Source organism: Actinophytocola sp., assembly GCF_036378875.1.
In the GTDB taxonomy this organism is placed as follows: domain Bacteria; phylum Actinomycetota; class Actinomycetes; order Mycobacteriales; family Pseudonocardiaceae; genus Actinophytocola.
Map to the genome: position 1 here is coordinate 101,575 of NZ_DASUVO010000176.1, position 12,027 is coordinate 113,601.

Here is a 12,027-nt window from a genome sequence, read left to right on the forward strand (position 1 = left end):
CGGACGGAGGAGCATGACGACCGATCTCGTCGAGGTGACGGAAGTCCTCGACCACCCGCTCGACCAAGTGTGGTCGTTGCTGACCGACCTCGAGGGCTACCCGAGGTTCGTCGCCGAGGTGTCCTGGTGCGAGCGCACCGACACAGGGCGCTACGAGGTCCGTTTCTGCGTTGACGGCGGCCCGGTCGTGAAGCACGAGATCGAGGTCCTCGTCAACCGGCCGCAGGAACACTTCGTGATCGTCAGCGACCGGTGGCCTGGCGGGCACGTGTCGCTGCGGTTCGCCCCGCTCGCGCTGGCCAGGACCGAGGTGGCGCTGACCGTCTCGCTACCCAACATGGACACCACCGTCACCGCGTCCTGGTTACGCAAACGCGTCCGCAAGGCGTTCACGCTCATTCACCACCACCTCGGCGGCATGGCGATCACCACGTCCCGCAAGGGGATCGAGCAGGCGGCGAAGAACCAGTCGCAGCTGACGGTCGCGCGGATACTGCTGAAGGCCGGGGTGCTCGCGCCCGCGCGACCGGACCAGCTGCTCCGGCAGCTGAACGTGCTGTCGAAGTGGGGCGCGACGGTCGCGGGCGGGTACCGGGCGGTCCGCGTGCGGTACCCGAAGCACGAGGCGATCACCGACGACCTCGGCACGCTCACGTTCGAGGAGGTCGACCAGCGCACCACGCGGCTCGCGAACGGGCTCACCAAGCACGGCGTCCGGCAGGGCAGGCGGGTCGCGGTCATGTGCCGCAACCACGCCGGCATGATCGAGTCGGTCGTGGCGTGCGGAAAGCTCGGCGCGAGCGTGCTGCTGCTGAACACCGGCCTGTCGGCCGACCAGGTCCGCGACACGGTGATGACCCACCGGCCGGCCGCGCTCCTCGTCGACGAGGAGTTCCTGCCGCTGATGCACTACCTGCCCGCGTCGCTGCCGAGGATCCTCACGTGGGGCCACGAGCCGGGCGACATCACGATCGACGGACTGGTCAAGGAGTCGCCTGCCGAGCGGCTGAAGGCGCCGAACTCGCCCGGCAAGATCATCGTGCTGACGTCCGGCACCACCAACAACCCCAAGGGCGCGCGCCGCAGGAACCCGCACGGCCTCCGCAGTTCGGCGGCGCTGCTGTCGCGGATCCCGTTCCAGGCCGGCGAACGGATGATGGTGGCGGCGCCGCTGTTCCACACGTGGGGTCTTGGCGCGCTCCAGATCGGCATGGCGTTGCGCGCGAAGCTGGTGCTGCACCGCAAGTTCGACCCCGAGGCCATTCTCGCGGCGATCGAGGAGCACCGCTGTACCTCGTTGATCGCGGTGCCGATCATGTTGCGGCGCATACTCGACCTGCCGCGCCAGGTCATCCGCAACTACGACATCTCGTCGCTGAAGATCGTCGCGTCCAGCGGGGCGTCGTTGTCCGCGTCGCTGGTGAACGGGTTCATGGCCGAGTTCGGTGACATCCTCTACAACCTGTACGGGTCGACCGAGGTGTCGTGGGCCAGCATCGCGGACCCGAAGGACCTGAAGGCGGCGCCGACGACCGCGGGACGGTGCCCGGTGGGCACGCGGGTCGGCATCGTGGACGCGGCCGGCTTACCGGTCCCGCCTGGCGTGGTCGGCCGGATCTGTGTCGGCAACGACATGCTGTTCGAGGGTTACACCGGCGGCGGCACCAACACGGTGTACGACGACATGATGGTGACGGGCGACCGAGGCTACCTCGACGCGGACGGTCGCCTCTTCGTGGCGGGCCGGGACGACGACATGATCGTCTCCGGTGGGGAGAACGTCTTCCCCCGCCCGGTCGAGGAGCTCATCCTGACGCTGCCGCAGGTCCTGGACGCGGCGGTGGTCGGCGTGCCCGACCGCGAGTTCGGCCAGCGCTTCGCGGCGTACGTGGTGCCGCGACCTGGCGCGGCGATCAGCCCGACGGCGGTGCGTGACTACGTGCACGCGCACCTGCCGCGGTTCGCCGTGCCGCGCGACGTGATCTTCGTGAACGCGTTGCCGCGCAACGCGGCCGGGAAGGTGGTCCGCCGCGCGTTGCTCCCGGAGCGCTAGCTCTTGTCGATCACGCAGAAGCGGTTGCCCTCGGTGTCGGCGAGCACCGTGAAGTCCCGGTCCGGCGGGTAGTCCGTCCAGTCCACAATGGACGCGCCGAGGTTGACGAGCCGGTCGATCTCCTCGGCGGGATCGCTCGCGTACAGGTCGAGGTGCACGCGCGGCTTCTCCTGCACGGGTGTCTCACTCACCATCAACGAGACGTTCTGTCCGACCCCGTCCGGCGGCGCGAGCACCGTGAACCTCTCCTCGATCTCGTCTCGCGGGACATAACCGAGCGCGCGGCACCAGAACTCCGCCGCCCGGCGCATGTCGGACACACCCAGCACTGTCGAACCCACTCGTAGCATGGGGTCATCCTCGTAGTACCCGGGTATGACGCGCAGCATGGGACTCCGGCCCGACGACCAGCCGCCACCCGCCCGCCTAGCGTGGTCCCCATGAGCGGAGCACCGCCAAGTCGACTGTATGGGCCTGAACGACCGCAACGCGAACCGGCGGTGACGCTCCGCGGCTTCGGTCTCGGGGTGATCGTGTTCGGGGTGTTCGTGCTCGGCACCCTCGACCTGGTCGAGCATTACAACACGGGGCCCTTGAGCGCGTATGCGCTCAGTGCGGCCAGGGCCGCGCCGCTGCTCCTGTGCCGCCGGTTGCCGATCGAGGCCTGGGTGATCGAACTGAGCGTGGTGCTCGCCACCGCGATCGTCGCCGCGCCCGTCACACCGGACGAGCCGTGGCCGTGGGCGGCGAGCAGTGTCGGTGCCGTGGCCCTGGTCGCCGGTCTCGTCGCGGCGCGCGGCGCCCGGCAGCTGTCGATCGTCATGCTCGCCGTCATGACCACGCTCGGGCTGCTGCTGGCGCTCTGGCCGGGCCGGGGCGACTGGACCTCGGTCCTGACGGCCACGGTCGTGTGCGCGATCGGGGCGATCCTCGGTGACTTCGTCAACGGCCGCCAGCGGATGGTGGTCGAACTGGAGGAAGAACGCCAGGTCAGTGCGACAGAGCGGGAGCTTCGTTCGGTGGTCGAAGAGCGGGCGCGGATCGCACGCGAACTGCACGACGTGGTCGCACACCACATGTCGATGATCACGGTGCAGGCGGAGACCGCCCGTTACCGCCACCAGGGGTTGCCGGACGCGGCGGTGGCGGAGTTCACGGAGATCGCGAGCGTGGCCCGCAGGTCGCTGTCCGAGCTGCGCGGCCTGCTGTCGGCACTCCGCGACGACGGTGCCGACCCGAGTCGCACCCCGCAGCCGACGCTGGCGGACCTGCCGTCACTCGTGGCGCGGATCAACACGGCGGGCACGCCGGTGACACTGGACCTGCCGCCCAATACGACCGACTTGCCACCGGTCGTGCAGTTGGCCCTGTACCGAACAGCACAGGAGGCACTGAGCAATGTCGTACGGCACGCCGGCGGCGCACCGACCCGAGTCGAGGTCACGCGGACGGACGACAAGGTGAGCATCGAGGTGACCAACGAGCCTCCACCCGACCCACGGCCAGGCAGGGACAGCGCGGGTCAGGGTCTGGTGGGTCTCCGCGAGCGAACGGTGTTGCTGGGCGGCAGGTTCGAGGTGGACCAACCGGACGGAGGCTGGCGAGTGCGCGCGGAGCTACCCCTGTGACCAGGGTGGTGGTCGTCGACGACCAGGACATGGTGCGAGCCGGTTTCGCCGCCCTGCTGAACGCGCAGGACGACATCGAGGTCGTCGGGGACGCGGCCGACGGTGAGGCCGCGCTGGAGGTGTGTGCCCGGACGGTGCCGGACGTGGTGCTGATGGACGTCCGCATACCCGTCCTGGACGGCGTGGCGGCGACGAAGCGGCTGGCCGGCAGCCCGACGCGGGTGCTGATGCTGACCACGTTCGACATCGACGACTACGTGTACGCCGCGCTGCGTGCCGGCGCCTCGGGCTTCCTGCTGAAGGACGCGACCCCGGAGGAACTGGTGGCGGCGGTACGCGTGGTGGCGGCGGGGGACTCACTGCTCGCGCCGACCGTGACGAGCCGGCTGATCGCCCACTTCGCCCGTCAGCCGACGTTGGTGAGCACCCCACCGTCGCTGGCCGCGCTGACACCACGCGAACGGGAGGTGCTCCTGCTGGTGGCCCGAGGCGAGTCGAACACGGAGATCGCGGCCCGTCTGGTGGTGGCGGAACAGACGGTCAAGACCCATGTCAGTCGTATTTTCATGAAGCTGGGCATCCGCGACCGCGCGCAGGCGGTGGTCGTCGCCTACGAGACCGGACTGGTGTCCCCCGGGGGTTTCTGAGTCGAACCGGTGGCCGCCAGCACCCGGGACAGCGCCGCGTGCAGCTCCTCGAGCTCGGACAGCTCCATCCCGAGCGTCTCGACCACCCGATAGGGAATCTTCTCGGCTTCCTTGCGCAGCTCACGTCCCTTGTCCGTGAGGTCGACGGCCAGTGCGCGCTCGTCCCGCGTGCTGCGGGCTCGGGTGACGTAGCCGAGCGCTTCCAGCCGCTTGAGCATGGGGGAGAGGGTCGCGGGCTCGTGGCGCAGCGTCTCCCCGATGTCCCGAACGGTCCGTGGCGAGCGATCCCACAGGGCCAGCAGCACGAGGTACTGCGGGTGCGTGAGGCCGTAGGGCTCCAGCAGCGGGCGGTAGATCGCGATGACACTGCGCGAGGCGAGGGACAGCGCGAAGCAGACCTGCCGGTCCAACGCCAGCGGATCAGGCCCGAGATCGATCGGCGGCATGACTCACATCACCTCAATGGTTAGTGCACTAAACATTAGACTACTAAGTATGAAGCGACCGAACCCGGCACAGTGGCTGTGGTACGCGGTAGGTGGCCGATTGCCCGCCCGTCTGGCTCCCTGGGTGCTCCACGACGTCACCGCGAGGACCTGGGTGCTGCGGCACGCGGCCCGAGGTGGGGTGATCCTCGCCCCGATAGGCGCCGGATGCCTGCTGTTCCCCGGTCCACTGGCGCTGCGACTGGCGATGGTGCTGCTGGTGGCCATCGTCGGCGTTTACTTCTCCTTGTCGTACGTGGAGGAGAGCTGCGAACTGCGCGCAGTGAAGCACGGCTACCAGCACGGCATAGCCCGCGCCACCCGCGACGCCCGCAAGGAGAAGAAGGAGGCGGCGGAGCGTGCCCGCTACGCCGCCAGCCACCGCACGGCACCCTGATCCTGGGGCCAGATTTGGCTGGAACGCCGAGTGAACACGGCACCCCGTACGCTTGCCGGGTGATCGCACCCGCTGTCTCGCCGGACGAGCCGGCACTGTCCGACAAATCGGACGTAAGCGCGCCTGCCTGGCGAAACGTGCTTCTGCGTGTCCTGGTTTCGGCCGGTGCCGGGGTGTTGATCTACCTCAGCAACCCGCCCCGTACGCTCTGGTGGCTCGCGCCGGTCGGCATCGCGATGCTGGGCGCGGTGATCTACCGCCGCCGCGCCCGCGCCGGGTTCGGCTACACGCTGTGCGCCGGTCTCGGCTACTTCGTCCCGCTGCTCGCGTGGACCGGCGAGTTCGTCGGCGCCGTCGCGTGGCTGCCGCTGAGCCTCGCCGAGGCCGCGCTCCTCGGGCTCGCGGGCGCCGGGATCGCCGCGGTGAGCGTGCTGCCGGCGTGGCCGGTGTGGGCGGCGTTCGTCTGGGTCGCCGGGGAGTACCTGCGCTCGCTGTTCCCGTTCGGCGGGTTCCCGTGGGGCAAGCTCGCGTTCACACAACCCGACGGCGTGTTCCTGCCGTTGGCCGCGATCGCCGGCACCCCGCTGATCGGGCTCGCGGTCACCATGACCGGGTTCGGGCTCACGGCACTGGTGCGCACGCTGCTCGTCGACCGCAGGCCCCGCCGGATCGTCGCCCCCGTGGTGGCGTTCGCGCTGCCGGTGGTCGCGGCGTTCGGCGCGTTGCCGCTCGTCGGCACGGACGCGAACGACGGTGAGGCGACCGTCGCGGTCATCCAGGGCAACGTGCCGAGGGCCGGACTCGACTTCAACGCCCAGCGCCGGGCGGTGCTGGACAACCACGTGGCCCGCACCGAGCAGCTCGCGCGGGACGTCCGCGCCGGTCGCGTCGCGCAGCCCGACCTGGTGATCTGGCCGGAGAACTCGTCGGACATCGACCCCTACCGCAACCCGGACGCGTGGTCGGCCATCAACGACGCGGCCCGCGCGATCGGCACGCCGATCGCCGTCGGCTCCGTGCTGGTCGGTGACGACGACCTGCCCCGCAACACGGTGCTGCTGTGGGACCCGGAGCGCGGCCCGATCGACCAGTACACCAAGCGGAAGCTGCAACCGTTCGGCGAGACCATGCCGTGGCGTGGGTTCTTCCGCATCTTCACCTCGGCCGTTGACCGCGCGGGCAAGTTCGTGCCGGGCACCGAACCGGTCGTGTTCAAGATGGCCAACGCCCGCGTCGGCATCGCGACCTGCTACGAGGTCGCGTTCGACGACGTGGTGCGTGAGTCCGTGGCGGGCGCCAACATCCTCGCCGTGCCGACGAACAACGCGACGTTCGGCTGGACGGAGATGACCTACCAGCAGCTCGCGATGGACCGGGTGCGTGCCGTCGAGCACGGGCGCACGGTCGCGGTGGCGGCGACGAGCGGAGTGAGCGCCTTCGTCCGCCCGGACGGCTCCGTCACCCAGTCGACCGGCCTTTTCACGGCCGCGGCCTTGGTCGAGCGGGTGCCGCTCCGGTCGACGACTACGCTGTCGGACCAACTGGGCCCGGCCCCGGAGTGGGCCATGGTGCTCGTCGGACTGGGCGCGCTGGGCATCGCGATCATGATCCGGCGGCGCGGCCGGCAGGCAACTGACCGAACTGAGTGACTGACCGGCGCGGAAAGGCGCCGGCGAGGAGGGTGACGAATGGCGGAGCAGCTCGAGCCGGTGCTCGTGGTGATCCCGACGTACAACGAGCGGGACAACATCGAGCGGATCGTGAGCCGGCTACGCGCCGCACTGCCGAACGCGCACGCCCTCATCGTGGATGACGGCAGCCCGGACGGCACCGGCGAGATCGCCGATCGCCTCGCCAGCGAGGACGAGCGGATCCACGTCATGCACCGGACCGAGAAGAACGGTCTTGGCGCGGCGTACGTGGCGGGCTTCACATGGGGTCTGGACCGCGACTACGCCGTACTGGTGGAGATGGACGCCGACGGCTCGCACGCGCCGGAGGACCTGCCGAAGATGCTCGACGCGCTGCGGGACGCCGACCTCGCCATCGGTTCGCGCTACGTCCCCGGCGGCAAGATCGTGAACTGGCCCAAGAGCCGGTACCTGCTGTCCTGGGGTGCCAACACCTACGCCCGCGTCGCACTCGGCGCGCGTGTGAAGGACATGACCGCGGGCTTCCGCGCCTACCGCCGCGAGGCACTGCAGAAGATCCGCATCGACAACGTCGCCTCCCGCGGGTACTGCTTCCAGATCGACCTGGGCTGGCGCACCATCGAGGCCGGCTTCACCGTGGTCGAGGTCCCGATCACCTTCACCGAGCGCGAGCACGGCGTGTCGAAGATGAGCAGCGACGTGGTCCGCGAGGCGCTGATCCGCGTGACCAAGTGGGGCCTGCGCCGTCGCGGCAACCAGGTGAGGGCACTGTTCAGGCGCTGACCGTCCCGGCCGGCCCGTCGCCGGCCAGGACGGTCGTATTGCCTCAGCAGTACAGGTTGCTGCCCGCCGGCACGCCGATCTGCTGGGTGAACTGGCGGTACTTGCTGACGCGGCTCTCCACCTGACCCGGGTTGCCGCCGTTGCACTCCAACGAGCCGTTGATGCTTCGGATCGTCTCGCCGAAGCCACGCTGGTTCGCCATCGCGGCGTGGGGTGTCATGGTGCCGGGGCCGCGTTGGGTCATCCAGTACCAGAGCGCGGTCTTCCAGGACACGGCCGCGTTGTTCTGGACCTGCCACGGGTCGTTCAGCAGGTTGATGCCCAGGTGGTCGCCGGCGGCCTTGTAGTTGAAGTTCCAGCTCAGCTGGATCGGGCCGCGGCCGTAGTACGCGGACTGGCCCGCTGGGCAGCCGTACGACTGGCTCCAGTCGCAGTAATGCGGGTAGTTGGCCTGGTTCTGCTCCACGATGTGGACGAGTCCGCCCGTTTCGTGGTGCACGTTCGCGAGGAACGCGGCCGCTTCCTGTTTGCGGACGGTGTCGCTGCCGGTGGCGGCGAAGGCGGGGAAGCTGTCCATCGCGGTGGTCAGCCCGCTGTAGCTGTAGAAGGCGTTCCTGTTCGGGAACATCTGGTTGAACTGCGCCTGCGTCACCACGAACGTGCGTTTCGGGGTGACGTCAGCGACGGCGGAGCCCGCCGTCAGCAGCGAGGCGAACGCGATCAGCGCCGCCGTCAGTCGGATCTTCATGGTCACTCCTCGGGGCAGGGTCGCTTCGGAGTGTCATCAACCATCCCAGAATTGGTCTAAACCAGTCAAGAGAGTGTGGCGATCGCGGGGTGGAACGGGCTCCTCGGCTGCGCAAGACGGGCGGACACGCGGTCGACCTGTTCCGTCCGGCGATGGACATCACCGAACGCATGGGGGTGCTGCCGCGCGTCGAGGCGGCGAAGACGGCGACCACGAGGTTGACGATCGTTCGCGAGGGCAGGAACGCACCGGTCTGCGTGGACCTGACCAAGGTCCTCGGCGCCGCGTCCGATCGCCACGTCGAGATCATGCGTGACGACCTCAGCGAGATCTACTACGACGCGACGACCGCCGACGTCGAGTACGTTTTCGACGATTCGATCACGAGCATCGAAGACGATCTCGTCACGTTCGAACGCAACGCCCCGCGAAGGTTCGACATCGTGGTCGGCGCCGACGGCCTGCACTCGAACGTCCGGCGGCTCGTCTTCGGCGCGAACGTCCAGGAGGCGTTCATCGGCGCCTACCTCGCCGTGTTGACCGCGCCGAAGGGCCGGGTGCTCGACGGGGAGATGCGCAGCCACGTCGGCGCCGGCCGCATGGCCGGCAGGTACGGGGCACGGCATCTCGACGACGAGCGGGTCGTCTTCCTGTTCCGCAGCGCACGCCAGCTCGTCAGGGACTACGCGTTGGCCAGCTGAAATACGCCGGATGCCACATCGGCGAACCGATGTGGCATCCGGCGTTCACAGCCCAGCGCGGCCTACGCGGTACGGCTGCGGCGAACCTTCAGCTCCTGTAGCCGCTCGGCCAGGAGGTCCTCCAGCTCCGGGATGGTCCGGCGCTCGAGAAGCATGTCCCAGTGCGTGCGCGGCGGCTTGACCTTCTTGGTCTCTGGCTCGGATCCATCGATAAGCTTGGACGAGGTGCCGTGCAGACGGCACTCCCACATCGATGGAACCTCGGCGTCGTCGGAGAAGGGGACCTCGAACTCATGGTCCTTCGGACACGCGTAGCGGATCGTCCGCCGTGGCGCTAGGTCGTGGTTACGATCGGTCTCGTAGCTGACCGCGCCAAGTCGGCTTCCACGGAGTACACGGTCGGCCATGGCGACGTCCTTTCGTTCGGTTCACAGCGGCCAGGCTGGAACCAAGGGTGGTGCTCACCATCAGCAACGCCAGAGTGCGCCCAAACGTTCCCACCTACCGCACTCCGTCGCTCACGGTGACCCGCGGCAACCCCTGCCTCTATAGCTTCCACCGTATAGAGGCGTCTTAAACACGTTCGTGACGCGTGACTCCGAGGATTGCTCTATGACGTCGCCCACTTGGTGCAAGACGTTCACCAGGATGGCGGTCAGGTCAAGCTCAGCTGCCCGCGTCCGGCGACGGCCGGGCCGAGATCGCCGACGCGGAAGTGTCGCCGACACAACACTTGGTAACGGACGGTAGTCGCCGGAACGGAATCAGGTAATTCACGGTCCGTGTCCGCCACGAGCACTGTGTCGCCCGCCCGTATGACGACGCCGTCGGACACCCGCGCGTTGAACCGGGCCGGCAGCCCGCACCAGCACAGGACGTCCACCTGGACCGGCTCCAGCTCGTCCGCGAGCTCGAACAGCCGCCGCGAGCCGGGGAACATCCGGCTGCGGAAGTCGGTCGCGATACCGAAGCAGTAGACGTCGACCTGCACGTCGTCGGCGAGCTCCGCGAGCTGGTCCACCTGGTCGGGGGTGAGGAACTGGGCCTCGTCGACGATCACGTAGTCGACCCGCGTGCCCGCGGCCCACCGCGCGCGGACCAGGACGCGCAGGTCGACGTCGGCCTGCACCTCGATCGCCTGCCTGGTGATGCCGATGCGGCTGGTGATCTGCGGCTGGCCGGACCGGTCGTGGTGGACCAGGAGCAGCCCCTTGCGCCCCTGCCTGGCCTGGTTGTGGTCGACCTGCAGTGCGAGTGTGGACTTACCGCAGTCCATCGGCCCGTAGTAGAACCGCAGATGTCCCACGACGGGTGCGGCCCGCCTTGATCCGGCTGCGGGCACCGAGGACAGTGCGTCGGTCGGGTCACTGAGACGCGTCGGCATGGGATCCACGGCAGCAGACCCTATCTACAGGGCCGCGGCCACCGTGATCCCCACGTACGCCGCGCCCAAGCCCGCCACCAGAGAGACTCCAGCGTTCAGCGTCGCGAGCAAGTACGTCCGCTGCTGGAGCAAGCGGAGCGTCTCGTAGCTGAAGGTGGAGTAGGTCGTCAACGCGCCGCAGAAACCCACCCCGAGCAGCGCGGAAAGACCCGGTGTCGCCGGCAGGCCGGCGAGCACGCCGAGCACAAGGCTGCCGACCACGTTGACCGCGAGCGTGCCCCATGGGAACACCGAGTCGTGCCGGGCCTGGACGAACCGGTCGAGCAGGTAGCGCAGCGGCGCGCCGACCGCCGCGCCGGCGGCCACCAGGACCACGTTCACGGGCTGACCGCCGAACGCCGCCGGACCACCACCGCGCGGGTGCCGAACCAACCGGCCGCGGTCGCGATCAGGGCCGTCACCGCTGTCCCGCCCAGGTACAGCAACGCGAGCCCCGGCGCGCCTTCTGTCACCATGTCCCGCACGTCCACCATCGCCGTGGAGAAAGTCGTGTAGCCACCCAGCACCCCTACTCCAAAGAATGGACGAAGGTATCGCTGGTTCGGCCAAACCTCGGTGACCAGCACCATCAGCACGCCGATCAGGAAGCAGCCGCTGACGTTGGTGAGCCAGGTCGCGAACGGCCAGGTGCCCGGAGCGTGCGGCAGCAGATGTGCCAGGCCGTAGCGCGCGAGAGCACCCACCACCCCTCCTGCCGCGATCACGGCGAGAAGTGCCGCCGACAGCTCACCTCGTTGCTTCGGATCGTGGAGGTCCACGTCCGGGTCGGTGGGCACCAGCATGTTCGTTTCCTACCCCAGCGCCCGTGCACCCGCGTGACCGGTGTGGGCAAGCGCACGCGGGTCAGCCGGCGCCCGCCACGAGAGCCACCCCGAGCGTGACCATCGTGGCCGCGACCAGCCCGTCCAGCACCCGCCACGACGACGGCCTGGCGAAGAACCCGGTCAGCAGGCGAGCACCGAAGCCGAGCGCCGCGAACCAGCACAGGCTGGCCAGCACCGCGCCAGCGCCGAACGCCCACCGCAGGTCGCCGCGGTGCGCGGCCACCGTGCCGAGCAGCAGCAGCGTGTCCAGGTACACGTGCGGGTTCAGCCAGGTCAGCGCGAGGCAGGTGAGCACGACCCGGTTCGTGGCCGGCGCCGCGGTGAGGTCCATCGCGGACGGTCGCAGCGCGCGGCGCGCGGCCAGAAACCCGTAGCACAGCAGGAAGCCGCCGCCGGCCAGGCCGACGACGGTGAGCATGGTGGGGAACGCGACCACCAGGGCGCCCACCCCGCCGACGCCGAGCGTGATCAGGACGGCGTCGGACACGGCGCAGATGGCCACCACGGCGAGTACGGCGTGCCGGCGGATCCCCTGCCGCAACACGAACGCGTTCTGCGCTCCGATGGCGACGATCAGCGACAGGCCGGTGCCGAAACCAGCCGCCGCCGCGAGCAGGATCTCTGTCATGAACCCGAGGCTATGGACACTCGTGCCATCAGTACAG

At 69.1% G+C, this 12,027-nt stretch carries 15 protein-coding genes; 7 read left to right on the forward strand and 8 right to left on the reverse strand.

Annotation, left to right across the window (positions count from 1 at the left end; translation table 11 throughout):
- The first annotated feature begins 13 nt into the window (after nucleotides 1-13).
- Nucleotides 14-2,053 (forward strand): AMP-binding protein, encoded by a 2,040-nt coding sequence (locus tag VF106_RS50325; RefSeq protein ID WP_330847272.1) that lies wholly within the window; start codon nucleotides 14-16, stop codon nucleotides 2,051-2,053.
- On the opposite strand, the gene VF106_RS50330 is transcribed toward VF106_RS50325, so the two are convergent.
- Nucleotides 2,050-2,403: a VOC family protein gene (locus tag VF106_RS50330; protein ID WP_330847273.1), complete on the reverse strand. Its 354-nt coding sequence runs from the start codon at nucleotides 2,401-2,403 to the stop codon at nucleotides 2,050-2,052. The two genes, VF106_RS50325 and VF106_RS50330, sit on opposite strands and share 4 nt — an antisense overlap.
- Nucleotides 2,404-2,493: 90 nt before the next feature.
- Here VF106_RS50330 and VF106_RS50335 point away from each other — a divergent pair, with 90 nt between their 5' ends.
- Nucleotides 2,494-3,681, forward strand: coding sequence for a sensor histidine kinase (locus VF106_RS50335; protein WP_330847274.1), 1,188 nt, complete (start codon nucleotides 2,494-2,496; stop codon nucleotides 3,679-3,681).
- On the forward strand, nucleotides 3,678-4,328 hold the full coding sequence (locus VF106_RS50340) for a response regulator (RefSeq protein WP_330847275.1): 651 nt from the start codon (nucleotides 3,678-3,680) through the stop codon (nucleotides 4,326-4,328). Before VF106_RS50335 ends, VF106_RS50340 begins: the two co-directional genes overlap by 4 nt.
- Here VF106_RS50340 and VF106_RS50345 read toward each other — a convergent pair.
- Entirely contained in the window at nucleotides 4,292-4,774 is a 483-nt protein-coding gene (locus VF106_RS50345; RefSeq protein WP_330847276.1) for a MarR family winged helix-turn-helix transcriptional regulator, read from the reverse strand. The two genes, VF106_RS50340 and VF106_RS50345, sit on opposite strands and share 37 nt — an antisense overlap.
- Before the next feature lie 49 nt (nucleotides 4,775-4,823).
- Here VF106_RS50345 and VF106_RS50350 point away from each other — a divergent pair, with 49 nt between their 5' ends.
- The 3 genes from VF106_RS50350 to VF106_RS50360 are packed head-to-tail and all read left to right on the forward strand — an operon-like array spanning nucleotide 4,824 to nucleotide 7,645.
- Nucleotides 4,824-5,210, forward strand: a complete 387-nt coding sequence (locus tag VF106_RS50350) for a DUF5313 family protein (RefSeq protein WP_330847277.1) — start codon at nucleotides 4,824-4,826, stop codon at nucleotides 5,208-5,210.
- A gap of 59 nt (nucleotides 5,211-5,269) precedes the next feature.
- Nucleotides 5,270-6,859: an apolipoprotein N-acyltransferase gene (lnt, locus tag VF106_RS50355; RefSeq protein WP_330847278.1), complete on the forward strand. Its 1,590-nt coding sequence runs from the start codon at nucleotides 5,270-5,272 to the stop codon at nucleotides 6,857-6,859.
- Nucleotides 6,860-6,898: 39 nt separating this feature from the next.
- The gene (locus tag VF106_RS50360) at nucleotides 6,899-7,645 is read left to right on the forward strand and encodes a polyprenol monophosphomannose synthase (RefSeq protein WP_330847279.1); all 747 of its coding nucleotides are present in this window, start codon (nucleotides 6,899-6,901) and stop codon (nucleotides 7,643-7,645) included.
- Nucleotides 7,646-7,688: 43 nt separating this feature from the next.
- On the opposite strand, the gene VF106_RS50365 is transcribed toward VF106_RS50360, so the two are convergent.
- Nucleotides 7,689-8,393, reverse strand: a complete 705-nt coding sequence (locus VF106_RS50365) for a chitinase (RefSeq protein ID WP_330847280.1) — start codon at nucleotides 8,391-8,393, stop codon at nucleotides 7,689-7,691.
- An 89-nt stretch (nucleotides 8,394-8,482) separates the two neighbouring features.
- Between VF106_RS50365 and VF106_RS50370 the strand changes: the two genes are divergently transcribed.
- On the forward strand, nucleotides 8,483-9,094 hold the full coding sequence (locus VF106_RS50370; protein ID WP_330847281.1) for a Rossmann-fold NAD(P)-binding domain-containing protein: 612 nt from the start codon (nucleotides 8,483-8,485) through the stop codon (nucleotides 9,092-9,094).
- Nucleotides 9,095-9,156: 62 nt separating this feature from the next.
- On the opposite strand, the gene VF106_RS50375 is transcribed toward VF106_RS50370, so the two are convergent.
- The 5 genes from VF106_RS50375 to VF106_RS50395 all read right to left on the reverse strand — a co-directional run bounded on the left by VF106_RS50375 (nucleotide 9,157) and on the right by VF106_RS50395 (nucleotide 11,990).
- Nucleotides 9,157-9,501 carry an RNA polymerase-binding protein RbpA gene (locus tag VF106_RS50375; RefSeq protein WP_330847282.1) on the reverse strand — a complete coding sequence of 115 codons (345 nt, stop codon included), beginning with the start codon at nucleotides 9,499-9,501 and terminating at the stop codon, nucleotides 9,157-9,159.
- Between the two features lie 248 nt (nucleotides 9,502-9,749).
- Nucleotides 9,750-10,478, reverse strand: coding sequence for a thymidine kinase (locus VF106_RS50380; protein WP_330847283.1), 729 nt, complete (start codon nucleotides 10,476-10,478; stop codon nucleotides 9,750-9,752).
- 24 nt (nucleotides 10,479-10,502) lie between these two features.
- Nucleotides 10,503-10,859, reverse strand: coding sequence for a fluoride efflux transporter CrcB (gene crcB / locus VF106_RS50385; protein ID WP_330847284.1), 357 nt, complete (start codon nucleotides 10,857-10,859; stop codon nucleotides 10,503-10,505).
- Nucleotides 10,856-11,320, reverse strand: a complete 465-nt coding sequence (locus VF106_RS50390; protein ID WP_330847285.1) for a fluoride efflux transporter FluC — start codon at nucleotides 11,318-11,320, stop codon at nucleotides 10,856-10,858. The genes crcB and VF106_RS50390 overlap by 4 nt, the downstream gene beginning before the upstream one ends.
- 61 nt (nucleotides 11,321-11,381) lie before the next feature.
- Nucleotides 11,382-11,990, reverse strand: a complete 609-nt coding sequence (locus tag VF106_RS50395; RefSeq protein ID WP_330847286.1) for a LysE/ArgO family amino acid transporter — start codon at nucleotides 11,988-11,990, stop codon at nucleotides 11,382-11,384.
- Nucleotides 11,991-12,027: the final 37 nt, after the last annotated feature.

Coding starts and splice junctions, on each gene's coding strand:
- VF106_RS50325 (WP_330847272.1), top strand. CDS start 14: ATGACGACCGATCTCGTCGAGGTGACGGAAGTCCTCGACCACCCGCTC.
- VF106_RS50330 (WP_330847273.1), bottom strand. CDS start 2,403: ATGCTACGAGTGGGTTCGACAGTGCTGGGTGTGTCCGACATGCGCCGG.
- VF106_RS50335 (WP_330847274.1), top strand. CDS start 2,494: ATGAGCGGAGCACCGCCAAGTCGACTGTATGGGCCTGAACGACCGCAA.
- VF106_RS50345 (WP_330847276.1), bottom strand. CDS start 4,774: ATGCCGCCGATCGATCTCGGGCCTGATCCGCTGGCGTTGGACCGGCAG.
- VF106_RS50350 (WP_330847277.1), top strand. CDS start 4,824: ATGAAGCGACCGAACCCGGCACAGTGGCTGTGGTACGCGGTAGGTGGC.
- VF106_RS50360 (WP_330847279.1), top strand. CDS start 6,899: ATGGCGGAGCAGCTCGAGCCGGTGCTCGTGGTGATCCCGACGTACAAC.
- VF106_RS50365 (WP_330847280.1), bottom strand. CDS start 8,393: ATGAAGATCCGACTGACGGCGGCGCTGATCGCGTTCGCCTCGCTGCTG.
- VF106_RS50375 (WP_330847282.1), bottom strand. CDS start 9,501: ATGGCCGACCGTGTACTCCGTGGAAGCCGACTTGGCGCGGTCAGCTAC.
- VF106_RS50380 (WP_330847283.1), bottom strand. CDS start 10,478: ATGCCGACGCGTCTCAGTGACCCGACCGACGCACTGTCCTCGGTGCCC.
- VF106_RS50390 (WP_330847285.1), bottom strand. CDS start 11,320: ATGCTGGTGCCCACCGACCCGGACGTGGACCTCCACGATCCGAAGCAA.
- VF106_RS50395 (WP_330847286.1), bottom strand. CDS start 11,990: ATGACAGAGATCCTGCTCGCGGCGGCGGCTGGTTTCGGCACCGGCCTG.